Below are 26,575 nucleotides of genomic sequence, written 5' to 3' on the forward strand. Positions count from 1 at the left end.
CAACGGGCCGGGGTGGGCTTGTAACGAAGGGGGCGGGGTTTGTCACTAATCGGTGACAAAGAGCGACCCTCACCCCAGCCCTCTCCCGGAGGGAGAGGGGGCCGACCGAGTGGTGCTGGGTTATCCGCCGACCTGACACATCGAGTCGATTATGGATTCGCTACCGGACTTCCAGGTCGGCGTATCTCTGCAGCATCCCCCGGTCAGTCCCCTCTCCCTCTGGGAGAGGGCTAGGGTGAGGGAAAGCTTTTGACTCAATCCGCTGAACGCGGCAACTGCAACGTCACCCGCAACCCACCCTCACGCAGATTCTGCAACGTCACTTCCCCACCATGGCTGTGGGCAATATTGCGCGCAATGCCTAATCCAAGCCCATACCCCTGCTGCTGCCCCGCCAATCTGAAGTGCGGCTCAAACACCTGCTCCAGGCGCTGCTCCGGCACACCCGGCCCTTCATCATCAACGTGCAAGACAAACGCGCTGTCATCGTCATCGATATGCAAGTGCGCGTTCTGCCCATACTTCAACGCGTTGTCGATCAAGTTGCCAATACAGCGCTTCAACGCCAAAGGTTTACCCGGATACGCCGCCAACGCGCGACCATGCTGAGTCACCCGACCGTTGCCGTTCGGCGCCAGGTACGGTTCGACCAGACAATCAAGCACATGGTTGAGATCCACCGGTTCGATGTTCTCGTGAATATCGGTGTCCTTCACGCATTGCAACGCGCCTTTGACCAGCAGTTCCAGCTCATCCAGATCGCGGCCGAATTTGGCTTGCAGCTTCTCGTCTTCAAGCAATTCGACGCGCAAACGCAAACGCGTAATCGGTGTGCGCAGGTCATGGGAAATTGCGCTGAACAACTGGCTGCGCTCGGTCAGGTAACGGCTGATACGCTCGCGCATGGTGTTGAACGCGCGGCCCACTTCGACCACTTCGCTGCCGCCGCCCTCGGCCACTGGCTCGACGTCGGCGCCCAGCGACAAATCTCGCGCTGCCCGCGCCAGACGCTTGAGCGGCCGACTCTGCCAGTGCACCAGCAGACCGATGAACAGCAGCAGGAATCCGCTGGTGAGGACGATGAACCACACCTGCTGCGACGGCAGGCCTTGCTCTTCAAGACTGGTGTACGGCTCCGGCAACAGCGAGGCGATGTACAGCCATTCGCCCGGGGCCATTTGAATCTGCGTGACCAGCACGGGTGGATTCACCGGTTCCAGGGTCAGCGCGTAATGCGCCCAGGAACGTGGCAATTCATCCAGCTTCAGCCCGGCGTTGAAGATGCGCAGGTCTTCGGGACTGACGAAGGTCACCGAGATATCGGTGTCATGGCCCAAGGTCTGCCGCAGCACTTCGTCGACCGCTTTCATCACCGCTGCTTTCCGCGGCGTGACCGGCAGTACGTCCATGCCCAGCGGCTTGTCGTTGAGCGTCACGACGAATCGGGTACCGCCCATGCTGCGCAATTGATCCAGCACCAGCGGTCGATAAGCCACCGGCAGAGAGCGGAAGTAACTGACGCTGGCGGTCATTGAATGGGCGAGGCTGCGGGCGCTGGTGACCAGGCCTTCGAGCTGCGTGGCGCGCAATTGCGAGACCCAGATCACGCTCGACAAGGTCTGCGCAAACAGCACCGCGAGCAGGGTCAGCAGCAGCATCCGCCCGAGCAGCGAACGCGGCACCGGCACCTTGGCGGCGAGTTTACGCAGCGAATCAGTGACCATTGCTGGCAACCACATTGGCTGCCAGTTGGTAGCCGCTGCCGCGTACGGTGCGAATCAGCCGTGGCGGTTTCTCGGTGTCGCGCAGACGCTGGCGCAAACGGCTGACGGCCATGTCGACGATGCGATCGAGTGGCATCAGATCGCGGCCCCGGGTGGCGTTGCCGATGGTGTCGCGGTCGAGGATTTCCTGCGGGTGATCGAGAAACAGTTTCAGCAGAGCGAAGTCGGCGCCGGAGAGAATCACTTCCTCGCCGTCAGTGTGAAACAGGCGATGACTGACCATGTCCAGCCGCCACTCGTCAAAGGCCAGCACATCACTGCCGCTGCGCTCCTGGCCGAATTGCGCACGCCGCAGCAATGCCTTGATGCGTGCTTGCAGTTCGCGCGGGCTGAAGGGTTTGCCGAGGTAATCGTCAGCGCCGAGTTCGAGGCCGATCACGCGGTCGGCTTCGTCGGAACTGGCGGTGAGCATGATGATCGGCACCTGCGCCTGACGCGGATGCTGACGCACCCAACGGCACAGGCTGAAGCCGTCTTCGTCGGGCAGCATGACATCGAGGATCACCAGATCGCTCGGCGCCTCGTTGAGGGCCTGACGGAAACTGGCACCGTCGGCGGTGGCCCGTACCTGAAACCCGGCGCGGGTCAGGTAGGTTTCCAGCAACTCGCGTATTTCCTGGTCGTCATCGACCAACAATATCGACTTGTTGACTGAGCTCACTTCGAAGGCATCCTTGTTGTTGGAATTGGGGCGGATTATGCCTTAAGCATCGAACTTACAAACACCACAGAACCACTGTGGGAGCGAGCCTGCTCGCGAATCGGTTTAAACATTCAACAGATCTGTTGACTGACACACCGCTTTCGCGAGCAGGCTCGCTCCCACAATTGGAGTGCATTTCAGGTCGGGATTGACTGGTCCAGCGCTACGCCGGCGCCCACAAGCCCGGAATACGGCGCTGTCACCAGCCACACTGGAATGCCTTTGAAGTAATCGCTCATGCACCCCTTGTCAGCAAAGCTGCGGGCGAAACCGCTTTCGAGGAAGAAATCGGCAAACCGTGGAATCACACCGCCAACGATATACACCCCACCACGCCCGCCCGTAGTCAGCACGTTATTGCCGGCCACACGGCCGAGCCAGCAGCAGAACTGCTCCAGCACTTCCAGCGCAATCGGATCGCCCGCCAGACCTGCCGCCGTAATCGCTTCCGGCGTGTCGAGTGTCGGCTCATGCCCATCGACTGCGCAGATCGCCCGGTAAACCCGTGGCAAGCCACCACCGCTCAACGCGGTTTCCGCGCTGACATGGCCGATTTCATTGTGGATGTGCTGCCACAACTGGGTTTCACGCGGGCTGCTCAGCGGCAGATCGACGTGACCGCCCTCCCCTGGCAACGCCGCGAAACGACCTTCACCGAGATCCAGCAAGGTACCAACGCCAAGGCCAGTGCCCGGGCCGATCACCACGGCAGGACGCAACGGTTCCGGCGTGCCCTCGCAGACCACACGAAATTCGCCCGGCTGCAAACGGGTCATGCCCAACGCCATCGCCGAGAAGTCATTGACCAACAACAACTGCTCGACCTGCAAGGTTTTGCAGAACGCGCTGCGACTCAGGCGCCAGTGGTTGTTGGTGAATTTGAACTCATCACCACTGACCGGGCCGGCCACTGACAGGCACACCGAACCGATCGAACCCGGCGCCAGACCGAGCCCGCTCAAATAGAGGCTGATCGCCTCTTCCGGGCTGGCGTGGTCGGCCGTGGCCAGCACCTGAACCGATTCCAGTTGCTGGTTTTTCCACAACGCAAACCGCGCGTTGGTGCCTCCGATGTCACCGACCAAAGCCAGTTTCAATTAAGCGTCTCCAGGGCAGAAGTGAAGGCGCTGGCGCCCTGCTCCGCCGAGCTGAAGGCCAAACGCATAAAGCCGAACAGTTCGCGACCACTGCCGATGTTGTTGCCCAACAGGCCTTTGGCGGGTTCGCGCGCTGCAAATTCTGCGGCGTCGACCTTGAGTTCCAAGGTGCCTTTGACGCCATCGACGCGGATGATATCGCCCTCTTGCACGCGCGCCAAAGCGCCACCGACATAAGCTTCCGGGCTGACGTGAATTGCTGCCGGGATTTTCCCCGAGGCGCCGGACATCCGGCCGTCAGTTACCAGGGCGACTTTGAAGCCACGATCCTGCAGCACGCCGAGGAACGGCGTCATCTTGTGCAGCTCGGGCATGCCGTTGGAACGCGGCCCCTGGAAGCGCATCACCGCGACAAAATCTTTTTCCAGCAGGCCGGCCTTGAACGCGTCGGCCAGATCTTGTTGATCCTGGAACACCATCGCTGGCGCTTCGACGATCTGGTTTTCCAGGGCGACGGCGGACACCTTCATCACACCGCGACCGAGGTTGCCTTCCATCACGCGCAAACCACCCTCTGCCGAGAATGCACGGGCGACCGGGCGCAGGATGTTTTCGTCGAGGCTGTCGACCGGACCTTCACGCCAGACCAGTTCACCGTTATCAAGGAACGGCTCTTTGGTGTATTTGCTCAAGCCGTGGCCAAGCACGGTGTTGACGTCTTCGTGCAGCAGACCGGCGCCAAGCAGTTCGCGGATCAGGAACGACATACCGCCCGCTGCCTGGAAGTGGTTGATGTCGGCTTTGCCGTTCGGGTAGACGTGGCTCAGGGTCGGCACGACTTCGGAGAGGTCGGCCATGTCTTGCCAGGTCAGTTGAATACCCGCGGCCATGGCGATGGCTGGCATGTGCAAGGTGTGGTTGGTCGAGCCGCCGGTGGCGTGCAGCGCAACAATGGAGTTGACCAGCGACTTCTCGTCGACGATTTCGCCGATCGGCATGAAGTTGCCGTTCTGTTTGGTCAGGCGCGTGACTTGATGCGCGGCTTCGCGGGTCAGCGCATCACGCAGCGGCGTATTCGGGTTGACGAACGAGGCGCCCGGCAAGTGCAGGCCCATGACTTCCATCAGCAACTGGTTGGTGTTGGCGGTGCCGTAGAAGGTGCAGGTGCCCGGGCTGTGGTAGGACTTCATCTCCGATTCCAGCAGCTCTTCGCGGGTCGCTTTGCCTTCAGCGTACTTCTGGCGCACGTCGGCTTTTTCCTTGTTGGAAATCCCCGAGACCATCGGCCCGCCCGGGACGAAGATCGTCGGCAGGTGACCGAAACGCAGCGAGCCCATCATCAGGCCCGGGACGATCTTGTCGCAGATGCCGAGCATCAGCGCGCCGTCGAACATGTTGTGCGACAGCGCCACGGCAGTCGACATGGCGATCACTTCGCGGCTCGGCAGGCTCAGTTCCATGCCCGGCTCGCCTTGGGTCACGCCGTCGCACATCGCCGGCGTGCCGCCAGCAAACTGGCCGACCGAGCCGATTTCGCGCAGGGCGTTCTTGATCTGTTCCGGGAAAACTTCGTACGGCTGGTGCGCCGAAAGCATGTCGTTATACGAAGAAACAATGGCGATGTTCGCCGAGTTCATCATCCGCAGGCTGTGCTTGTCTTCGCTGCCGCAACCGGCCACGCCATGGGCGAAGTTGGCGCATTGCAGCTTGCCGCGCATCGGCCCGTCGGTGGCGGCGCCGCGAATCAGTGCAAGGTAAGCCTGACGCGTGGCGCGGCTGCGGGCGATAAGCCGTTCGGTGACCTCAAGGACGCGGGGATGCATGTGTAGAACTCCAGGCTAACGGATGTGGCGACCTGATTGTCTATGCTGATCAAACGCCGTTGTTGTTGGAATGACAGACGGCTTTTTTGACCATTCGGACCAGTTGATTCAGGTCACTCGTTGTAGATAAAACAAAATATTGCCACTAAAAAGGCTTGTTTTCTATTTTTATGCGAATAATCTTGTAATTCCAACAACAAAACGACGGCGGCGCTGTTCCATGACTCTTCGAATCGCAATCAATGGTTTTGGCCGCATCGGCCGTAATGTCCTGCGCGCACTGTATACCCAAGGCTATCGACAGGATTTGCAGATCGTCGCCATCAACGATCTCGGCGACAGCTCGATCAATGCTCATCTGCTCAAATACGACACCGTTCACGGCACGTTCGACGCGCAAGTCGAGCATGACAATGAAAGTCTGACCGTCAACGGCGACCGCATTGCGGTCAGCGCGATTCGCAACCCGGCCGAATTGCCATGGGCGGCGGAAAAGATTGATGTGGTGTTCGAATGCACCGGTCTCTTTACCGATCGCGCCAAAGCGGCCGCGCATATTACTGCCGGCGCGCGCAAAGTGATCATCTCCGCTCCGGCCAAAGGTGCCGACGCCACCGTTGTTTACGGTGTGAACCACGACATTCTGCGCCAGTCGCACCAGATCATCTCCAACGCTTCGTGCACCACCAACTGCCTGGCACCGGTGGCACAAGTGCTGCACCGTGAACTGGGGATTGAAAGCGGCTTGATGACCACCATTCATGCCTACACCAACGATCAGAACCTCACCGACGTCTATCACACCGACCCGTACCGCGCGCGTTCGGCCACGCAGAACATGATTCCGAGCAAGACCGGCGCCGCTGAAGCGGTGGGCCTGGTGCTGCCGGAACTGGCGGGCAAACTGACCGGCATGGCCGTGCGCGTGCCGGTGATCAATGTGTCGCTGGTGGACCTGACCGTACAACTGAAGAAAGAAGCCAGCGCCGAAGAAGTCAACGCGCTGATGAAAGCCGCCAGCCAACACTCGAAGATTCTCGGTTTCAACACTCTGCCGCTGGTATCCAGCGACTTCAACCATAACCCGCTGTCGTCGATTTTCGATGCCAACCACACCAAATCCAGCGGCAAACTGCTGAAAGTGCTGGCCTGGTATGACAACGAGTGGGGCTTCTCCAACCGCATGCTGGATAACTGCCTGGCGTTGTGTAACGCCGAGTAATCTCAAGTAATCCCCTATCCCTGTGGGAGCGAGCCTGCTCGCGAATACGATGTGTCATTCAACATTTATGTTGGCTGATACACCGCTTTCGCGAGCAGGCTCGCTCCCACAAGGTTTTTCGTTCTATTCAAATCAGGGCTTGACCATTCGACCAGATGATAAGCATTATCATTCGCTCGAAATGGATCAGGTCTTCCCGTGAGTCAATCGCGCTTCAACCACGTCTTCCTCACCCAGCGCACCTCCTTGCTGCGTACGCTGGAACGGATGGTCAACAATCACAGCACCGCTGAAGACCTGCTGCAGGAGACCTACCTGCGCGTGACGCGGGCGTTGAGCGAGCGGGCCATTGATCACCTCGAACCTTTTGTCTTCCAGACCGCGCGCAATCTGGCGCTGGATCATTTGCGTGCGCGCAAGATCCATTCGCGAACCATGGTCGATGATGTGCCGCAGGATGTCGTGCACAGCGTCGCCGCCCCCGCCAGCAGCGCCGAAGATGCCGCCCACGCCGAACAGATGCTGGAGCGCCTGAACGTGAGCCTCAGTCAACTCAGCCCCCGCCAGCAGCAGATTTTCATTCTCAGCCGTTTGCACGGGAACAGTTATCAGGAAATCGCTGATGAACTGAATGTTTCCCTCAGCACCGTGCAGAAAGAACTGAAGCTGATCATGACCATTTGCATCGGTGTCGCTGAACGACACGACAGCAGCGGCAAGCTGTAAGCTTCAAGCTCCAAGTAAAAACGAAAAGCAGTACACGCATCTGGCTTGCAGCTTGCAGCTTGACGCTAGAAACTGCTTCGCCAGAAGCCCGAGGAAACACCGTGACGGACACCCACCGCTCGCCTTCGCCGGATTCGGTGCAGGACGCTGCAAACGCAATGGACCAGGCTTTGGACTGGCTCATCGTGCTCGGCAGCCCGGACGAGGAGCAGACCCGGCAGTTCCATGCCTGGCTGGCGGCCGATCCGTTGAATGCCGAAGCGTTCGCCAAGGCCCAAGCGATCTGGGACGGCCCGCAAGTCGCCCTGTGTGCGCAAAGCCTGGCGGCGAAACCTGCGAAAGTCACCGTCCTCAAGCGTCTGCGTCCGCACTGGAAACCGCTGGCCACCGCCGCCGTGCTGGTACTCGGTCTGTTCAGTTTCAGCAATTTGCCGATGCGCATTCAGGCCGATCATCTGACGGTGGTCGGCGAGCGTCAGCGCCTGCAATTGGAAGACGGCTCGAAAGTCCTGCTCAATACCAATTCGGCATTTTCCAGCACCATCAACGATCAGCAGCGCGTTGCCCGGTTGTTTCAGGGCGAGGCGTTTTTCGAAATTGCCAGCGGGCGCAGTCAACCGCTGGAAATCGATGCCGGGCCAGTCACTGCCAGCGTGCGCGATACCGCGTTCGCCGTGCGTTATCTCGATGGCGTCGCGCAGGTCAATGTGCAGCGCGGCGACGTCGATTTGCGCGCCACGCACAACGACGCCCGCGTGCGTCTGACTGCCGGTGAGAGCATCCGCATCGGCCCCAACGGTTTCGACCGCCCGGCCAAACTCGACGCCAACACCGATCTGGCGTGGGTGCAGGGCCGACTGGTGTTCGAGAACTGCCCGCTGAATCAGGTGCTGGCCGAATTGCGCCGTTACTACCCGGGCTGGATCATCAACAACAACGAGCAGTTGGCCGACGTCGCCGTGACCGGCAATTACCGTCTCGACCAGCCGCTCGACGTGGTTCGTTCCCTCGCTCAGATCACCTCGGCGCAACTGAAAGAATTCCCCGCCCTGGTCATCCTGAACTAAATGAGAATTATTTTTACTCGATAGCCAACGTCAGTACGTCTCGTTATAGCCAATGCAATTGATTCGCAACACGCGAGTCAATCAGCACCTATAAAGATTCGTGCGACACGGAGCGCTATCGATGTCCTCACGCCTTACCCGCCAGACTTCCTCCCCTTCCCGCGTATTGTCGCTGCTGACCGCGGCCATCCTGATGGCCGGCACTGCGCCGCTGATGGCGGCCACCGAGCAACCGACACGCAACATGGGCGATTACTCGTTCGCCATCGGCCAGCAGCCGCTGGTGTCGGCACTCAATGCCTTCACCGCCGTGACCGGTTGGCAGGTCGGCTTGCCGGCAGAATTGGGTCAGGGCGTGTCGTCGCCGGGCGTGCGTGGCTCGCTGCCCCCGGAAAAAGCCCTGGAGCGTCTGTTGGTGGGGACCAACCTGAGCTTCCGCAAAATCAGCAATAACAACGTCGTACTGGAAAAGCGCAACGCCAGCGGCACGCTCAATCTGGATCAGGTGACCATCAGCGCCACCCGTCAGGAGCAGTCGGTCAACAGCGTGCCGGCCACTGTCACCGTGCAGACCCGTCAGGATCTGGACCGCAACAACGTCAACACCATCAAGGATCTGGTGCGTTATGAGCCGGGTGTTTCCGTGGGCGGCGCCGGTCAGCGTGGCGGTATCAGCGGCTATAACATTCGCGGCATCGACGGCGACCGCATCCTGACCCAGGTCGACGGCGTCGAAGTGCCGGACGGTTTCTTCAACGGCCCGTACGCCAAGACCCAGCGCAACTACGTCGATCCGGAAATCGTCAAACGCGTGGAAATTCTCCGTGGCCCGGCCTCGGTGCTGTACGGCAGCAACGCCATCGGCGGCGCCGTCAGCTATTACACCCTCGATGCCGACGACATCATCAAGCCGGGCAAAGACGTCGGCGCGCGTCTGAAAAGCGGTTACAGCTCCGCCGATGACAGCTGGCTGAAATCCGCCACCGTGGCCGGTCGCGCCGATCAGTTCGACGGTTTGCTGCACTACAGCCAACGTGACGGTCACGAAACCGATTCCTACGGCAGCAACAATGGCACTGGCCTTGAGCGCACCGCCGCCAACCCGGAAGACGTCAACGCCTACAACGTGCTGGCAAAGATCGGCTGGAACTACAACGAAGATTCGCGCCTGGGCCTGACCTACGAAAAGTACAAGGATGATCGCGACACCGATCAGAAAAGTGCCTACGGCGGCCCGTACTTCAACGGCGCCCCGACCATTCCGAACAGCGTGTTGCCCGGCGGCATGTACCAGTGGCGCACCGGCAACGACACCATCACCCGTGAACGTATCGGCATCGAGCACTCGTTCGCCCTCGACAGCCTGCTGGTCGACAACGTGAAGTGGAGCCTCAACCACCAGATCGCCAAGACCGACCAGAGCACTACCGAGTTCTACTACCCGATCACCCGTAAAGTGCTGCGTACTCGCGACACCATTTACGAAGAAAAGCAGTGGGTGTTCGATGCGCAACTGGACAAGGCGTTCGCCATCGGCGACACCGATCACGTGCTGACTTACGGCACTACCATCAAACAGCAGAAGGTCACCGGTTCGCGCAGCGGCGACGGCACCTGCCTGGCGGTCGGTCGTGGCTGCACCGCCATCGGTGCGACTAGTACCGCTGACGTGTTGGCCAAGGCCACCGATTTCCCGGACCCGACCATCAACACCTACAGCGTGTTTGCTCAGGATCAGATCAGCTGGAACAACTGGACCTTCCTGCCGGGCCTGCGCTACGACTACACCCAGCTCAAGCCACACATCACCCAGGAATTCCTCAACACCGTGGCGGCTGACGGTCAAGGCACGGTCAGCGACGAGAACAAGACCTGGCACAAAGTCTCGCCGAAATTCGGCCTGACCTACGCCCTGACCGAGAACTACACCTGGTACGGTCAGTACGCTGAAGGTTTCCGCACACCGACCGCGAAAGCTTTGTACGGCCGCTTCGAAAACACCACCACCGGCTACAGCGTGGCGCCGAACCCGGACCTGGAACCTGAGAAAAGCAAAAGCTATGAAACCGGTCTGCGCGGCAACTTCGAGCAAGGCTCGTTCGATGTGGCGTTGTTCTATAACAAGTACCGCGACTTCATCAACGAAGACGCCGTGACCCCGGGCCGCAACGAACTGACCTTCCAGTCGGCCAACATCAAGCACGCCACCATCAAGGGCGCGGAAGTCAAAGGTCGCCTGAATCTGGATGCGTTCGGCGCGCCGCAAGGCCTCTACACCCAAGGTTCTATCGCCTACGCCTACGGTCGCAACAACGACAACGGCGAGCCGATCAACAGCGTCAACCCGCTGACCGGCGTGTTCGGTCTGGGTTACGACCAGGACAATTACGGCGGTCTGCTGAGCTGGACTGTGGTGAAGAAAAAGGATCGCGTCGACGACAGCAACTTCAAGTCGCCGGATGGCGTCAGCAGCCAGTTCAAAACCCCGGGCTTCGGCATTCTTGATCTGGCCGGTTATTACAAAGTCACCGACGACGTCACCGTCAGCGGCGGCATCTACAACCTGACCGACAAGAAATACTGGCTGTGGGATGACGTGCGCGGTTACGACAGCGTCGGCGAAGCTTCGGTGACGCAGCCGGCCAACCTCGATCGCCTGACCCAACCGGGCCGCAACTTCGCGATCAATCTGATCTGGGACATCTGATCCGGCCAACCTCACTGCGCGTGTTCAGGCACTGCGCAGTGAGTTTTTTTACGCTTGCACGTCGCCTTGTTCGTCTCGTTATCAAGCGCCTCTTTTATCAAGGACATGTCATGACCACTTCGGAAAAAGCCCTGCGTTCGCAACGCTTGAACCAGATCACCAATGAACCGCACAGCAAACTCGATGCATTGGTGAAGGCGCACGCGCCGTTCGAGACCCGCGCCAATTTCGCTCGTTTCGTCGTCGCGCAGTACCTGTTCCAGTCGGAACTGGTCGATCTGTACAACGATGCAGAATTGACTGCGATCGTCCCGGATCTGCCGGCGCGTTGCCGCGCTGAAGCGGCCAAGGCTGACCTTGCCGACCTCGACACTGAAGTACCGGCACCGGTGGCGGGCGCGGTGAAAAATCCGAGCAAGGCTCGCGCACTGGGTTGGATTTTTGTCTCCGAAGGTTCGAAGCTCGGTGCGGCGTTCCTGATCAAACGCGCCGTGGCGCTGGAGCTGAGCGAAACCTTTGGTGCCCGTCACCTCGGCGAGCCTGAAGGTGGCCGTGCCGAAGGCTGGAAAAGCTTCGTACGCACCCTCGATTCGCTGCAGTTCACTGCTGAAGAAGAGGCTGAAGTGGAGCAAGGCGCGATCGACGCGTTCAACCGCTTCACCGTGCTGCTGGAACAGGCTTACGCCACTGAAGCCGAACCTGCCTGACACAACACTATTCCTTGTGGGAGCGAGCCTGCTCGCGAAGACGGCAGCACATTCAACATTAATGTGACTGATCCACCGCTTTCGCGAGCAGGCTCGCTCCCACATGGGAACTGCAACAACCTGTAAGATCTCCATTCCGCTTCAGAAGCCACCGCGTAGCCCATGCCGCAACCCGCCTCCTCGAAACTCGCCCGCGTGCTGTTCGGCCTCTTGGCCTACGTCAGCCTCGGCATCGGCCTGATCGCCATCGTCGTGCCCGGCCTGCCGACCACCGAGTTCATCCTCCTCGCCGCCTGGGCCGCGACCCGCAGCTCGCCGCGCCTGAGTGCCTGGCTGGAAAACCATCGCTTGTTCGGGCCGATCCTCAGTAACTGGCGCAACGGCAAGATCATCGCGCGCAAGGCCAAGGTCAGTGCGACGGTGAGTATGTTGCTTTGCGCGACGTTAATGCTGGTGATGCTCGACCACGGCTGGCCGGTCTATCTGGCGATTGCCGGGATGAGCCTGAGCAATCTGTGGATCTGGTCGCGCCCGGAATCCATCCGCGTCTGCACTGACCCGTCATCGCACTGAAACATCCCTGTAATTAATCGCTTTTTCAGCACTTTCCCCTGCGCAAACGTTTAGCGCTGACCGTCCGTCGGCACACGCCTCATGACCTCTGCTTCTACGCCGATGAGCATTGAATGGCGCTGAATGGATTTGGCGAACCGGATAGTTCATATCCGCCTGCCACCCGTTTATTCATTCGCGAGATCGCCCCATGTTCGACTCTCTGTCCATTCGCCTGAAAATCGTCCTGCTCTCCGGCCTGTGCCTGCTCGGTGTGGTCGCGCTGATCGTCGGCATGAACATCTACCAGACCAACCAGAACGACGAACTGGTCAGTAACTCCAGCAACCAGTTGCTCACCGCCAGCGTGCAGAACCTGTTGCAAGCCAAAGCCGCCGAGCAAGCCGTGCGGGTGCAGAAAACCTTCGGCGAAAGCCTGACGGTGATCACGGCCGTAGCGGATCAGATCAAGGACCTGCGGGTAATGGCCGCCAAGCGTTCGCTGGACGCCGGCGCCTTACGTGAAGAGTTGAACCTGAGCTTGAAAACCGCCTTCGAGCGCAACGACAAAGTGCTCGGCATCTGGCTGGCTTTCGAACCGAATGCTCTCGACGGCAAGGACAGCGAGTTCGCCAACGATGCCGCGCGCCAGTCCAACGAAGCCGGACGTTTTGCCACGTACTGGAGCCGCGCCGCCGGCGCCTCGCTGAACACCATCATGGTCGAAGAAGACCTGACCAAAACCACCCTCAGCGTCAGCGGCACGCCCTACAACAGTTGGTACACCTGCCCTCGCGATGCCAAGCGCACCTGCCTGCTCGACCCGTATGCCGACACGGTCGGTGGCAAGGAAATGCTCATGACGACCATTTCCGTGCCGTTGATTGTCGACGGCAAGGCCATCGGCGTGGTCGGTGTCGACATCGCCCTCGACGCCCTGCAAGCGGCGGCCGTGGATTCCCAGCGCAATCTGTTCAACAACGCCGGGCACATGCTGATCGTCTCTGGCAGCGGCGTGCTCGCTGCCGACAGTTCCGACGCGACCAAGGTCGGCAAGAAAATCAGCGACACCCTCGGCGCCGATGGCAAGGATGTGCTGCAACTGCTGAGCTCCGGCACACCGAAGATTCTTGAACAAGGTGATTTGATTCGCGCCGTTTACCCAGTCGATCCAATTGGTAACTCGCGCGCCTGGGGCGTGGTCATCGACTTGCCGAAACAAGTACTGCTGGCTGACTCCGTCAAGCTGCAAGCGGTGCTCGATGATGCTCAGGAAACCGGTGTGATCACGGCGCTGCTGGTTGCTGTAGTCGCCGGTCTGGTTGGCTTGCTGTTGATCTGGCTGACCGCATCCGGCGTCACCCGGCCGATCAACAGCGTCGCTGAGATGCTGAAGAACATCGCCAGCGGCGAAGGCGATCTGACTCAGCGCCTGAACTACAGCAAACAAGATGAACTGGGCGAACTGGTGAACTGGTTCAACCGTTTCCTCGACAAGCTGCAACCGACTATCGCGCAGATCAAACAGAGCATCACCGAAGCACGCGGCACCGCCGACCAGTCTTCGGAAATCGCCCGCCAGACCAGTGAAGGCATGCAGGTGCAGTTCCGCGAGATCGATCAGGTCGCCACCGCCTCCAACGAAATGAGCGCCACCGCCCACGACGTCGCCAACAGCGCATCGAACGCAGCCAATGCCGCGAAAGGTGCCGATCAGTCGGCGAAGGACGGTATGTCGATCATCGAGCGCAGCACCCGCGACATCAATCAACTGGCCGATGAAGTCAGCAAAGCGGTGACCGAGGTTGAAGCGCTGGCGGTGAACAGCGAGCAGATCGGCTCGGTACTGGAGGTGATCCGCAGCATCGCCGAACAGACCAACCTGCTCGCCCTCAACGCGGCGATTGAAGCCGCTCGCGCCGGTGAGAGCGGCCGTGGTTTTGCGGTGGTTGCCGATGAAGTCCGCAACCTCGCCAAGCGCACGCAGGATTCAGTGGAAGAGATTCGCATCGTGATCGAACGGATTCAGACCGGCACCCGTGGCGTGGTCGCGACCATGCATTCGAGCCAGACCCAAGCGCACAACAACGCCGGGCAGATTCGTCAGGCCGTCGATGCACTGGGCAAGATCAGCGATGCGGTGACGGTGATCAGTGACATGAACTTGCAGATTGCCAGCGCGGCTGAGCAGCAGAGTGCGGTGGCTGAAGAGGTCAATCGCAATGTCTCGGCGATTCGGACCGTGACTGAAACCCTGACCGAGCAAGCCACTGAGTCGGCGGCGATCAGCAGCCAGCTCAATGCCCTGGCCAGTCAGCAGATGAAACTGATGGATCAGTTCCGCGTCTAGCAAACCGCAAAAATACCTGTGGGAGCGAGCCTGCTCGCGAAGACGGCAGCACATTCAACACTGATGTGACTGATTCAACGCTTTCGCGAGCAGGCTCGCTCCCACAGGGGTAAGTGTTCACCCGCTGGCGTTTTCATCTAACCCGACATTGTTTTGCACTATCATCGCCCTCTCGCTCCGGAGGGCCTTCGATGACTGATTTACTCACGTCCATTCAAGCCGCACTCGGCTTGCCGCATACGCCGATTCCGTTTACTGATCGTGGCGCCCTGCCCTCGGCGTTCGCCGTCACCGAGCTTGCCTGCGCCAGCATCGCCGCTGCCGGTCAGGCCGTCAGCGAATTGCTCCAGCAGCAGACCGGCCAGCGACCTGTCGTTGAAGTCGATCGTCGATTGGCATCGTTCTGGTTCGCCACATCAATCCGTCCCATCGGCTGGCAAGTTCCGCCACTGTGGGATCCAGTCGCAGGGGATTATCAGACTCGCGACGGCTGGATCCGTCTGCACACCAACGCCCCACATCACCGCGCCGCCGCTGAAAGCGTGCTCGGTGCCTGCGCCGACCGTGCTGCGATGGCGGTAAAAGTCGTGCGATGGGCGAGTACGGATCTGGAGCAAGCGGTGGTCGACGCCAAGGGTTGTGCCGCCGAGATGCGCAGTTGGGCACAGTGGCAGACGCATCCGCAGGGGCTCGCGGTGAATGCCGAGCCGCTGGTGCATTGGCTTGATTCGCAGGATGAACAGCGCCAAGCGTGGCAAGGCTCGGTGGCGCAACCGTTGGCCGGGATCAAGGTGCTGGATTTGACGCGGGTACTCGCCGGTCCCACCGCCAGCCGTTTTCTCGCTGGCCTTGGCGCCGATGTATTGCGCATCGATTCCCCGACCTGGAACGAGCCTGGTGTCGTCCCGGAAATGACCCTCGGCAAACGCTGTGCGCGGCTTAACCTGCATGATCCGGCGGATCGCGCGGTGTTCGAAGGATTGTTGAAAGACGCCGACATTTTGCTGCACGGTTACCGCGCCGATGCGCTGGAGAATCTCGGATTCGGCGCCGAACGCCGCCGGCAACTGGCACCGGGCCTGATCGATGTCGGCCTCAATGCCTACGGCTGGAGCGGCCCGTGGCAGAACCGCCGCGGTTTCGACAGTCTGGTACAGATGAGCAGCGGCATTGCCGAGGCCGGACAGCGCTGGCAGCAGGCTGAAAAGCCGACACCGTTGCCAGTGCAGGCGCTGGATCATGCGACCGGGTATTTGCTGGCGACGAGTGCGCTCCGACTGTTGACCGAGCGTTTGAACACGGGTCGCGGTGGCTCGGCGCGGTTGTCGCTGGCGCGCACGGCGAAACTGTTGATCGAGCATGGGCCGGGGACGAGTGAAGCGTTGCGTGCCGAGGAAGAGCAGGATCAGAGCTTGTCGTTGGAGCAGACCACGTGGGGCCCGGCGCATCGGTTGCAGGTGCCGGTGAAGATCAGCGGCACACCGATTCAGTGGGCGTTGCCGGCGACACAATTAGGTTCCCATCATCCACAGTGGAATTAAAAGCCCCTCACCCTAACCCTCTCCCAAAGGGAGAGGGGACCGATCGGGGGATATTGAAGAGATGCACCGACTTGAACGCTTGGCGCTGAATCCCTAATCGACTCGGTCTTTCAGGTCGATGGACAACGCAAGACACCTCGGTCGGCCCCCTCTCCCTCCGGGAGAGGGCTGGGGTGAGGGCTGCAATTTCAGGCCGAGCGATGATGTATCAATCTGCCCGGCTCAAAGATGTCCACAAAAGCTGCGCCGCATACCCTCGATAAGGCCGCCAGGCCTCAGCCCGCAAAGACAATTCCCGAGCGTTTGGTCGCTGCCCTTTCAGCACTTCCAACGCCCGCAACAACCCGACATCGCCGGTGGGAAACCCGTCCAGATCGCGCAACTGCCGCAACGCAATGTACTGCGCCGTCCACTCGCCTATCCCGTGCAATGCCAGTAGCCGTGCCACGCCACCCTCGCGATTCGGCTCAAACAACGAGGGTTCTTCCAGCAACGCCTGCGCCACCCCCGATAACGTCCGCCCACGACTTTTCGGCATGCCCAGCGCCGCCATATCTGCCGCCGCCAAGACGTGCGCCTCGGGAAACACATGCGTCAATCCGGGCACTGTGGATACCAGCGGCGCGCCATATTGCGCCACCAGTTTCCCCGCCAGACGAATCGCCGCCACCACCGTAATCTGCTGCCCAAGCACCGCGCGAAAGGCCAACTCCAACCCATCCCACGCACCGGGAATGCGCAACCCCGCGCGCTCGGCAATCAATCGCGCCAGCAACGGATCATTCGCCAGATGCGCTTGCATCAACGCCACATCAGCATCCAGATCAAACATCCGCCGCAACCTGACAACGATCTCGGGCACGGCTGCCGGATCAGGAAAGTCCAGCTCGACCTCCAGCGCATCTGCCGTCCCAAGCCACACCGAAACCGTACCGTGAACACCGTTCAACCCGATGCTGCGCGAGTACACACCCTCGACCACAACTTCCATCCCGACCACCGCCCGTGCCGCGAGAAACCCCAGCATCGCCTCCCAGTCATACGGCGGCGCATACGCAAGCGACAACCTCACAACGACAGCACACCGCTGTACAACCCATACGCTGCCAGCCCCGCGCCGATGACCACGCAGGTGAAAATGCCTTTCTCGACATGGGTGAACAACGGCTCGCCCTGCTCATGTTTAGCCTTGGCAAACAGGATCACCCCCGGCGCATACAGCAACGCCGACAGCAGCAAATACTTCACCCCGCCGGCGTACAGCAACCACACCGCATACCCGAGGGCGATGCCACCGATCAGCAGATCCTTGGTGCGCTCAGCCGAAGCATGTTCGTAGGTTTCGCCGCGCCCGCTGAGCAACACCGCGTACGCCGCCGACCACAGGTACGGCACCAGAATCATCGACGACGCCAGATAAATCAGGCTGGTGTAAGTGCCCGCCGAAAACAGCGTGATCAACAGGAAAACCTGGATCATCGCGTTGGTCAGCCACAACGCATTGACCGGCACATGGTTCTTGTTTTCCTTTTTCAGGAACGCCGGCATGGTCTTGTCCTTGGCCGTGGCGAAGAGAATCTCCGCACACAGCAGCGCCCACGATAACAGCGCGCCGAGCAGTGAAATCGCCAGGCCAATGCTGATCAGCAACGCGCCCCACGGCCCGACAATGTGCTCGAGCACCGCCGCCAGCGACGGGTTCTGCAAATTCGCCAGTTCCGGCTGGCTCATGATCCCCAGCGACAGCACGTTGACCAGCACCAGCAGTGCCAGCACGCCGATAAAGCCGATCACCGTGGCGCGGCCGACGTCGCTGCGTTTCTCCGCCCGCGCCGAGTACACACTGGCGCCTTCGATGCCGATGAACACAAACACCGTGACCAGCATCATGTTGCGCACCTGATCCATCACCCCGCCAAAATTCGGGTTGCTGGTGCCCCAGATGTCGCGGGTAAAAATGTCAGCCTTGAATGCCACCGCCGCGATGACGATGAACATGATCAGCGGCACGACTTTGGCCACCGTGGTCAGTTGATTGATCAGCGCCGCCTCCTTGATCCCGCGCATCACCAGGAAATGCACGGCCCACAGCAGCACCGATGCACAGCCGATGGCGATCGGCGTATTGCCCTGGCCAAACACCGGAAAAAAGTAGCCGAGGGTGCTGAACAGCAAGACGAAATAACCGACGTTGCCCAGCCACGCACTGATCCAGTAACCCCAGGCGGACGAGAAACCCATGTAGTCGCCAAACCCGGCCTTGGCGTAGGCATACACGCCGGAATCCAGTTCGGGTTTGCGATTGGCCAGGGTCTGAAAGACGAACGCCAGAGTCAGCATGCCGATCGCGGTAATCCCCCAACCGATCAGGATCGCCCCGGCATCGGCGCGTGCTGCCATATTCTGCGGCAGCGAGAAAATCCCCCCGCCAATCATCGAACCCACCACCAGGGCGATCAACGCGCCTAATCGCAGCTTTTGCGTCGGTTGCGACATTTCAGTTTCCCTTTGAAGTGTGGTGAGCGTGCATTTGTAACAACTATTAACTAAACGGATAAAGGTAGATGACGTTTATCAGGTAACGCCAATTAACGCCTGTTTATATATAGCGGATGACGCTAACGCCTAGCACGTTAAGACAGTTTTGTGCGCTGATCCCGATAATTCAATTCTGTACTGAAAACAGACGCTGAAAATTTGCCAAAAGCTGAAAAAGAACTAGCGTGATAATTCGAAAGTAATAATAGCCATTCCCAACAATGTAGCCACAACGCCTCTAGGACGGGCCTTGCGGGCAGGATATTTATGCCTTCAGTCGAAGCCTAAGTCATTCATTAACAATGGAATGTGACCATGCACTGATCTAAGTCAGCTGTTTGAACAGACAACAGAACTACGCTGTGATCTCTTCTCTCCTGCAATGGAGTCATGCAAATGTCTGAAGCTCCTGGAAAACTACGACTAGGTGCACTGGTTGCATTGGTAGTCGGCTCAATGATCGGTGGCGGGATATTTTCTTTGCCACAAAACATGGCGGCCAGCGCCGATGTCGGTGCCGTACTGATCGGCTGGGCCATCACCGCTGTCGGCATGCTCACCCTCGCTTTTGTCTTTCAAACCCTCGCCAATCGCAAGCCTGACTTGGACGGCGGTGTCTACGCCTACGCCAAGGCCGGTTTCGGCGATTACATGGGTTTCTCGTCTGCCTGGGGCTACTGGATCAGCGCCTGGCTGGGCAACGTTGGTTACTTCGTTCTGCTGTTCAGCACCCTCGGTTACTTCTTCCCGGTTTTCGGTGAGGGCAACACCGTTGCTGCGGTGATTGGCGCCTCGGTGCTGTTGTGGGCCGTGCACTTTCTGGTGCTGCGCGGGATCAAGGAAGCGGCGTTCATCAACCTGGTGACCACGGTCGCCAAAGTCGTACCACTGCTGCTGTTCGTGTTGATCGCGGTGTTCGCTTTCAAACTGGACATCTTCACCGCCGACATCTGGGGCATCAAGAATCCGGATCTGGGCAGTGTGATGAACCAGGTGCGCAACATGATGCTGGTCACCGTGTGGGTGTTCATCGGTATCGAGGGTGCAAGCATCTTCTCGGCACGGGCGGAGAAACGCTCGGACGTCGGCAAAGCCACCGTGATCGGCTTCATCACCGTGCTGCTGTTTCTGGTGCTGGTGAACGTGCTGTCGCTGGGCATCATGACTCAGCCGGAACTGGCGAAACTGCAGAACCCGTCGATGGCCGCCGTGCTCGAGCATGTGGTCGGTCACTGGGGCGCGGTGCTGATCAGCGTCGGCCTGATCATCTCGCTGCTGGGCGCGCTGCTGTCGTGGGTGCTGCTGTGTGCGGAGATCATGTTCGCCGCCGCCAAAGACCACACCATGCCGGAGTTCCTGCGTAAGGAAAACGCCAACCACGTACCGGTCAACGCCCTGTGGCTGACCAACGCGATGGTGCAGATTTTCCTGATCATCACGCTGTTCTCGGCCAGTACCTACCTGTCGCTGATCTACCTCGCCACCTCGATGATTCTGGTGCCGTACCTGTGGTCGGCGGCCTATGCCCTACTGCTGGCGGTGCGCGGCGAGAGCTACGAAGGCTTCGCGGCCGAGCGACGCAAGGATCTGATTATCGGCGGCATCGCGCTGATCTACGCGGTGTGGCTGCTGTATGCCGGCGGGGTCAAGTACCTGCTGCTCTCGGCCCTGCTCTACGCACCTGGCGCGATCCTGTTCGCCAAAGCCAAGCTGGAACTCAAACAACCGATTTTCACTAACGTCGAGAAGCTGATTTTCGCCGCAGTGGTCGTGGGGGCCCTGGTGGCTGCCTACGGTCTCTACGACGGCTTCCTGACTCTGTAATCCCTGATTGATTTGTTATCTGGAGGATCTGAAATGACCACGGAAAAAGTTAAGTACGGCGTCCATTCCGAAGCCGGCAAACTGCGCAAAGTCATGGTGTGCTCCCCAGGTCTGGCCCATCAGCGGCTGACCCCGAACAACTGCGATGAACTGCTGTTCGATGACGTGCTCTGGGTGGCTCAGGCCAAGCGCGACCACTTCGACTTCGTCACCAAGATGCGCGAGCGCGGCATCGATGTGCTGGAAATGCACAACCTGCTGACCGACATCGTCGCCATCCCTGAGGCACTGGACTGGATTCTCGAGCGCAAGGTCACCGCCGATTCGGTGGGCCTGGGCCTGATCAACGAAGTCAAATCCTGGCTGAAAAGCCTTGAGCCACGGCACATCGCCGAATTCCTGATTGGCGGCGTGTCCGCCGATGATCTGCCGGACAGTTTCGGCGGCAAGACCATCCAGATGTTCCGCGACTTCCTCGGCCACTCCAGCTTCATTCTGCCGCCGCTGCCGAACACCCAGTTCACCCGCGACACCACTTGCTGGATCTACGGTGGCGTGACGCTGAACCCGATGTACTGGCCAGCGCGTCGTCAGGAAACCCTGCTGACCACCGCCATCTACAAATTCCACCCGCAGTTCACCAACGCCGAATTCGAGATCTGGTACGGCGACCCGGACAAGGATCACGGCAGCTCCACCCTTGAGGGCGGCGACGTCATGCCAATCGGCAACGGCGTGGTGCTGATCGGCATGGGCGAGCGCTCATCGCGTCAGGCCATCGGCCAACTGGCGCTGAACCTGTTCAAGAACAAAGCCGTGGAAAAAGTCATCGTTGCCGGCCTGCCGAAGTCCCGCGCCGCGATGCACCTCGACACCGTGTTCAGCTTCTGCGACCGCGACCTGGTGACGATTTTCCCGGAAGTAGTGAATCAGATCGTCGCCTTCACCCTGCGTCCTGACGAAAGCAAACAGGGCGGCATCGACATCCGCCGCGAAGAAGGCACCTTCCTCGACACCGTGGCCAAAGCCCTCAACCTGCCGAAGCTGCGCGTGGTGGAAACCGGCGGCAACAGCTTCGCCGCCGAACGCGAGCAATGGGACGACGGCAACAACGTGGTGGCCGTGGAACCGGGCGTGGTCATCGGCTACGACCGCAACACCTACACCAACACCCTGCTGCGCAAGGCAGGCGTGGAAGTCATCACCATCAGCGCCGGTGAACTGGGCCGAGGCCGTGGCGGTGGCCACTGCATGACCTGCCCGATCATCCGCGACCCGATCGATTACTAAACGACCATCTCCCCGGCCGCACCCATCCCGTAGCGGCCGGGCCGATTACCGAATCCAAGGAGAATCATCATGGCGTTCAACATTCACAACCGTAACCTGCTCAGCCTGGAACACCACACCCCACGTGAGCTGCGTTACCTGCTCGACCTGTCCCGCGATCTCAAACGCGCGAAATACACCGGCACCGAGCAACAACACCTGAAGGGCAACAACATCGCCCTGATCTTCGAAAAAACCTCGACCCGCACCCGTTGCGCGTTCGAAGTGGCGGCCTATGACCAAGGCGCCAACGTCACCTATATCGACCCGAACTCGTCGCAGATCGGCCACAAAGAAAGCATGAAAGACACCGCCCGCGTGCTGGGGCGCATGTACGACGCCATCGAATACCGTGGCTTCAAACAGGAAATCGTCGAAGAGCTGGCCAAGTTCGCCGGTGTGCCGGTGTTCAACGGCCTGACCGATGAATATCACCCGACTCAGATGATCGCCGACGTGCTGACCATGCGTGAACACGCCGACAAGCCGATCCACGAAATCAGCTACGCCTACCTCGGCGATGCGCGCAACAACATGGGCAACTCACTGCTGCTGGTCGGCGCCAAACTCGGCATGGACGTGCGCATCTGTGCACCGAAAGCGCTGTGGCCACTGGATGATCTGGTCGAGCGTTGCCACAAATATGCGGAAGAAAGCGGCGCACGTATCACCCTGACTGAAGACCCGAAAGCGGCGGTCAAAGGCGTCGACTTCATTCACACCGACGTTTGGGTATCGATGGGTGAGCCGGTGGAAGCCTGGGCCGAGCGTATCCAGCAACTGCTGCCGTATCAGGTCAACGCCGAGCTGATGAAAGCCTCCGGCAACCCGCGCACCAAGTTCATGCACTGCCTGCCGGCGTTCCACAACAGCGATACCAAGGTCGGCAAACAGATTGCCGAGCAGTATCCGCATCTGAAAAACGGCATCGAAGTGACCGACGACGTGTTCGAGTCGCCAGCCTGCATCGCCTTCGAGCAAGCGGAAAACCGCATGCACACGATCAAGGCGATTCTGGTTTCGACCCTGGCTGATCTGTAACTGCAATAGCTCCCACTGAAGGAACCGGTTCCAAAGGTGGGAGCGAGCCTGCTCGCGAAAGCGGTGGGTCATTCAACAGAGATGTCGACTGATCTGACGCCTTCGCGAGCAGGCTCGCTCCCACAGGGGATCCCGGTTCCGGCAGGGAAATCGAGTCGTTTGCCATTCCTCTGTTTTAGAAGGACAAGCACCATGCGTATCGTCGTAGCGCTGGGCGGTAACGCCCTGCTCCGCCGTGGTGAACCGATGACCGCTGACAATCAGCGCGCCAACATCCGCATCGCCACCGAGCAAATCGCCAAGATCCATCCTGGCAACCAACTGGTCATCGCCCACGGCAATGGCCCGCAAGTCGGCCTGCTGTCGCTGCAAGCGGCGGCCTACACCTCCGTCACCCCTTACCCGCTGGACGTGCTCGGTGCCGAAACCGAAGGCATGATCGGTTACATCATCGAACAGGAACTGGGCAACCTGCTCGACTTCGAAGTGCCGTTCGCCACCCTGTTGACCCAAGTTGAAGTCGACGCCAAGGATCCGGCCTTCCAGAACCCGACCAAACCGATCGGCCCGGTCTACGACAAGGCCGAAGCGGAAAAACTCGCCGCAGAAAAAGGCTGGGCGATTGCTCCGGATGGCGACAAATTCCGCCGCGTGGTCGCCAGTCCACGGCCAAAACGCATCTTCGAAATCCGCCCGATCAAATGGCTGCTGGACAAGGGCAGCATCGTGATTTGCGCCGGTGGCGGCGGGATTCCAACCATGTATGACGAGAACCGCAATCTCAAAGGTATCGAAGCGGTGATCGACAAGGACCTGTGCTCGTCGCTGCTCGCCGAGCAACTGGAAGCCGATCTGCTGGTGATTGCCACGGACGTCAACGCGGCGTTCATCGATTACGGCAAGCCGACGCAGAAAGCCATTGCCGAAGCGCACCCGGATGAGCTCGAACGCCTCGGCTTCGCTGCCGGCTCGATGGGGCCGAAGGTGCAGGCAGCCTGCGAATTCGCGCGCCATACTGGCAAGGTCGCGGTGATCGGTTCGCTGGCGGATATCGAAGCGATTGTCCAGGGTACTGCCGGTACTCGCGTGACCACGGCGAAGCCGGGCATCACTTACCGATAATTAGAAACTCCGGGGGCAGGCCCGAGGTCTGCCCTTCTCCCATGCCTTGAAAGGAGTAAACCCATGGCCCAGTTTGAACCCGGTCATCTGCATATTGAGCGGCACGCGTTGACGCCGGATGACGTCAGTTACAACGTGCACCTCGACTATGAAGTGTTCAACGACCCGCAGAAAGGCAAAGGCATCCAGTTCACGATGCATGGCAACCTTCAGGGCAAGGACATGAAAGAGACCTTCTTCCTGCCCAAAGAGGAGGCCTACAACTTTGCCAACAATGTGACGAAAATCGCCGAGAAGTACGGCATTCCCAAGACGCACAGCCAGATCGGCTCGGTTCACAAGCATTACGACATGATGTTTGAAGACATCCGCAAGCAACTCGATATGAAATCCGGCGACCCGGTCAATCTTGAGCACTTCGAATAACCCGCAAAAGCCCCTCACCCTAGCCCTCTCCCAAAGGGAGAGGGGACTGATTGGGGGATGCTCTAGAGTTACACCGACCTGAACTTGCTTTACCGAATCCATAATCGACTGGTTCTTTCAGGTCGATGTCAAACCTCAGACACCTCGGTCGGCCCCCTCTCCCCCTGGGAGAGGGCTGGGGTGAGGGTGCTTTTGCTTTCACCTCTCTCCAAGCCCAAGGCATACTTGCCCCCCTCCGCACTGCAGATCACTGAACCGCCCCATGCGTATCCACGTCAGCTTCATCGACCGCGTCGGCATCACCCAGGAAGTCCTGGCTATCCTCGGTGGGCGCAATCTCAATCTGGATGCGGTGGAGATGATCCCTCCCAACGTCTACATCGACGCACCGACCCTGAGCCCGCAAGTGCTCGAAGAGCTGAAAGATGCGTTGTTTCGCGTGCTCGGCGTGGAAGCGGTGACCGTGGTCGACATCCTCCCCGGCCAGCGTCGGCACTTGCAGCTCGATGCGTTGCTGGCGGCGATGACCGACCCGGTACTGGCGCTCGACAGCGCCGGCAAGGTGCTGCTGGCCAACCCGGCGTTGATCGCCTTGTACGGTCGTGAACCGGCGGGGGAAAGTGTCGCTGAACTGTTCAATGATCCCGGCCTGCTCGACACGTTGCTTGAGCACGGCTTCCGCCTGCCATTGCGCGAAATCACCGTCAACGGTCAGACCTTGCTGCTCGATGCCACGCCGATCACCGACGCCGGCGCGCTGCTGACGCTCTACCAACCAAACCGCATCGGCGAACAACTCTCGGCATTGCACCACGACCATGCCGAAGGTTTCGATGCGCTGCTCGGCGAGTCCCCGGCAATCCGCACACTCAAGGCACGCGCGCAAAGAGTCGCCGCCCTCGACGCCCCCCTGCTGATCCAGGGCGAAACCGGCACCGGCAAAGAACTGGTCGCCCGTGCCTGCCACGCCATCAGCGCTCGCCACAGCGCACCGTTTCTCGCCCTGAACTGCGCAGCGTTGCCAGAGAACCTCGCCGAAAGCGAACTGTTCGGCTACGCCCCCGGCGCTTTCACCGGCGCGGCGCGCGGCGGTAAACCGGGGCTGATGGAACTGGCTAACCAGGGCACGGTGTTTCTCGATGAGATCGGCGAGATGTCGCCGTACTTGCAGGCCAAGTTGCTGCGCTTCTTGAACGACGGCAGTTTCCGTCGGGTCGGCGGTGATCGTGAGGTGAAGGTCAACGTGCGCATCCTCAGCGCAACTCACCGTGATCTGGAAAAAATGGTCAGCGAAGGCTTGTTCCGCGAAGACCTGTTCTACCGCCTCAACGTGCTCAACGTCGAAGTGCCGCCGCTGCGCGAGCGCGGCCAGGACATTCTGTTGCTGGCACGCTATTTCATGCAGCAGGCCTGCGCGCAGATTCAGCGCCCGGTCTGCCGCCTCGCCCCGGGAACTTACCCGGCCCTGCTCGGCAATCGCTGGCCGGGCAACGTGCGGCAATTGCAGAACGTGATCTTTCGTGCGGCGGCGATTTGCGAGAGCAGCCTGGTGGATATTGGCGATCTCGATATTGCTGGCACCTCGGTCGCGCGCCAAGCCGACAGCGATGTCGACAGCCTCGAACAAGCCGTCGAGTCCTTCGAAAAAACGCTGCTGGAAAAACTCTACGTCAGCTATCCCTCGACCCGCCAACTGGCCAGCCGCCTGCAAACTTCGCACACGGCCATCGCCCATCGCCTGCGCAAGTACGGCATTCCCAACAAACCCTGAATCACCACAAACCCCCTGTAGGAAATACCCCCCCTGTGGGAGCGAGCCTGCTCGCGAAAGCGGTAAATCAGCAAAATCATTGGTGACTGACACACCCTCTTCGCGAGCAGGCTCGCTCCCACAGGGGTATTGCACCGGATTCGAAATCCGTTCAAAACGACCTCCACCTGTACTGAAAGCGCTACAGCGGAACGATATCGATACACCTTCCTCCGATCACCGCTGTGCAAGGCTTTGATCCCGTT

General features: G+C 60.0%; 20 protein-coding genes and 1 pseudogene. 15 read left to right on the top strand and 6 right to left on the bottom strand.

The features are described from left to right. Positions 1 to 254 precede the first annotated feature (254 nt). From HU718_RS23665 to edd, 4 genes are all read right to left on the bottom strand, one after another. Entirely contained in the window at positions 255 to 1,724 is a 1,470-nt protein-coding gene (locus HU718_RS23665; RefSeq protein WP_095121285.1) for an ATP-binding protein, read from the bottom strand. Continuing rightward, complete coding sequence (locus tag HU718_RS23670) at positions 1,714 to 2,445, bottom strand: response regulator (protein ID WP_102900192.1); 732 nt, start codon at positions 2,443 to 2,445, stop codon at positions 1,714 to 1,716. The genes HU718_RS23665 and HU718_RS23670 overlap by 11 nt, the downstream gene beginning before the upstream one ends. Positions 2,446 to 2,624: 179 nt before the next feature. Continuing rightward, positions 2,625 to 3,584, bottom strand: a complete 960-nt coding sequence (locus HU718_RS23675) for a glucokinase (RefSeq protein ID WP_186614512.1) — start codon at positions 3,582 to 3,584, stop codon at positions 2,625 to 2,627. Further along, positions 3,581 to 5,407: a phosphogluconate dehydratase gene (gene edd, locus HU718_RS23680; RefSeq protein WP_007917882.1), complete on the bottom strand. Its 1,827-nt coding sequence runs from the start codon at positions 5,405 to 5,407 to the stop codon at positions 3,581 to 3,583. The genes HU718_RS23675 and edd overlap by 4 nt, the downstream gene beginning before the upstream one ends. A 220-nt stretch (positions 5,408 to 5,627) precedes the next feature. On the opposite strand from edd, the gene gap reads away from it, so the two are divergent. From gap to HU718_RS23720, 9 genes and pseudogenes are all read left to right on the top strand, one after another. Beyond that, entirely contained in the window at positions 5,628 to 6,629 is a 1,002-nt protein-coding gene (gene gap / locus HU718_RS23685; RefSeq protein ID WP_034153396.1) for a type I glyceraldehyde-3-phosphate dehydrogenase, read from the top strand. Positions 6,630 to 6,827: 198 nt separating this feature from the next. Beyond that, complete coding sequence (locus HU718_RS23690; RefSeq protein WP_127929500.1) at positions 6,828 to 7,355, top strand: RNA polymerase sigma factor; 528 nt, start codon at positions 6,828 to 6,830, stop codon at positions 7,353 to 7,355. A 101-nt stretch (positions 7,356 to 7,456) separates the two neighbouring features. Beyond that, on the top strand, positions 7,457 to 8,422 hold the full coding sequence (locus HU718_RS23695; RefSeq protein WP_150730546.1) for a FecR family protein: 966 nt from the start codon (positions 7,457 to 7,459) through the stop codon (positions 8,420 to 8,422). 121 nt (positions 8,423 to 8,543) lie between these two features. Continuing rightward, complete coding sequence (locus HU718_RS23700; RefSeq protein WP_186614510.1) at positions 8,544 to 11,129, top strand: TonB-dependent receptor; 2,586 nt, start codon at positions 8,544 to 8,546, stop codon at positions 11,127 to 11,129. Positions 11,130 to 11,239: 110 nt separating this feature from the next. Further along, positions 11,240 to 11,836: a biliverdin-producing heme oxygenase gene (locus HU718_RS23705; protein ID WP_186614508.1), complete on the top strand. Its 597-nt coding sequence runs from the start codon at positions 11,240 to 11,242 to the stop codon at positions 11,834 to 11,836. A 162-nt stretch (positions 11,837 to 11,998) separates the two neighbouring features. Next, positions 11,999 to 12,409: a YbaN family protein gene (locus HU718_RS23710; protein ID WP_186614506.1), complete on the top strand. Its 411-nt coding sequence runs from the start codon at positions 11,999 to 12,001 to the stop codon at positions 12,407 to 12,409. A gap of 463 nt (positions 12,410 to 12,872) precedes the next feature. Further along, positions 12,873 to 13,880 (top strand): annotated as a pseudogene (locus tag HU718_RS30070) (methyl-accepting chemotaxis protein); the annotation flags it as partial. Between the two features lie 102 nt (positions 13,881 to 13,982). After that, positions 13,983 to 14,738, top strand: a complete 756-nt coding sequence (locus HU718_RS30075) for a methyl-accepting chemotaxis protein (RefSeq protein ID WP_400507418.1) — start codon at positions 13,983 to 13,985, stop codon at positions 14,736 to 14,738. 191 nt (positions 14,739 to 14,929) lie between these two features. After that, on the top strand, positions 14,930 to 16,279 hold the full coding sequence (locus HU718_RS23720) for a CoA transferase (RefSeq protein ID WP_186614502.1): 1,350 nt from the start codon (positions 14,930 to 14,932) through the stop codon (positions 16,277 to 16,279). 208 nt (positions 16,280 to 16,487) lie between these two features. Here the strand turns inward: HU718_RS23720 and HU718_RS23725 are convergent, their stop codons facing one another. Next, positions 16,488 to 17,351: a DNA-3-methyladenine glycosylase family protein gene (locus HU718_RS23725; protein WP_186614500.1), complete on the bottom strand. Its 864-nt coding sequence runs from the start codon at positions 17,349 to 17,351 to the stop codon at positions 16,488 to 16,490. After that, positions 17,348 to 18,775 carry an arginine-ornithine antiporter gene (gene arcD / locus HU718_RS23730; protein ID WP_186614498.1) on the bottom strand — a complete coding sequence of 476 codons (1,428 nt, stop codon included), beginning with the start codon at positions 18,773 to 18,775 and terminating at the stop codon, positions 17,348 to 17,350. The genes HU718_RS23725 and arcD (HU718_RS23730) overlap by 4 nt, the downstream gene beginning before the upstream one ends. 438 nt (positions 18,776 to 19,213) lie before the next feature. On the opposite strand from arcD (HU718_RS23730), the gene arcD (HU718_RS23735) reads away from it, so the two are divergent. From arcD (HU718_RS23735) to gcsR, 6 genes are all read left to right on the top strand, one after another. Beyond that, positions 19,214 to 20,641, top strand: coding sequence for an arginine-ornithine antiporter (arcD, locus tag HU718_RS23735; RefSeq protein ID WP_008086807.1), 1,428 nt, complete (start codon positions 19,214 to 19,216; stop codon positions 20,639 to 20,641). Positions 20,642 to 20,674: 33 nt separating this feature from the next. Then, positions 20,675 to 21,931, top strand: coding sequence for an arginine deiminase (arcA, locus tag HU718_RS23740; RefSeq protein WP_038366599.1), 1,257 nt, complete (start codon positions 20,675 to 20,677; stop codon positions 21,929 to 21,931). Between the two features lie 69 nt (positions 21,932 to 22,000). Next, entirely contained in the window at positions 22,001 to 23,011 is a 1,011-nt protein-coding gene (locus HU718_RS23745) for an ornithine carbamoyltransferase (protein WP_008086805.1), read from the top strand. A 192-nt stretch (positions 23,012 to 23,203) separates the two neighbouring features. Then, positions 23,204 to 24,133 carry a carbamate kinase gene (gene arcC / locus HU718_RS23750; protein WP_034153407.1) on the top strand — a complete coding sequence of 310 codons (930 nt, stop codon included), beginning with the start codon at positions 23,204 to 23,206 and terminating at the stop codon, positions 24,131 to 24,133. Positions 24,134 to 24,196: 63 nt separating this feature from the next. After that, positions 24,197 to 24,559: a DUF5064 family protein gene (locus tag HU718_RS23755; protein ID WP_186614496.1), complete on the top strand. Its 363-nt coding sequence runs from the start codon at positions 24,197 to 24,199 to the stop codon at positions 24,557 to 24,559. Between the two features lie 262 nt (positions 24,560 to 24,821). Further along, entirely contained in the window at positions 24,822 to 26,330 is a 1,509-nt protein-coding gene (gene gcsR, locus HU718_RS23760; protein ID WP_150730553.1) for a transcriptional regulator GcsR, read from the top strand. Positions 26,331 to 26,575: the final 245 nt, after the last annotated feature.

This window comes from Pseudomonas tensinigenes (assembly GCF_014268445.2).
GTDB lineage: Bacteria > Pseudomonadota > Gammaproteobacteria > Pseudomonadales > Pseudomonadaceae > Aquipseudomonas > Aquipseudomonas tensinigenes.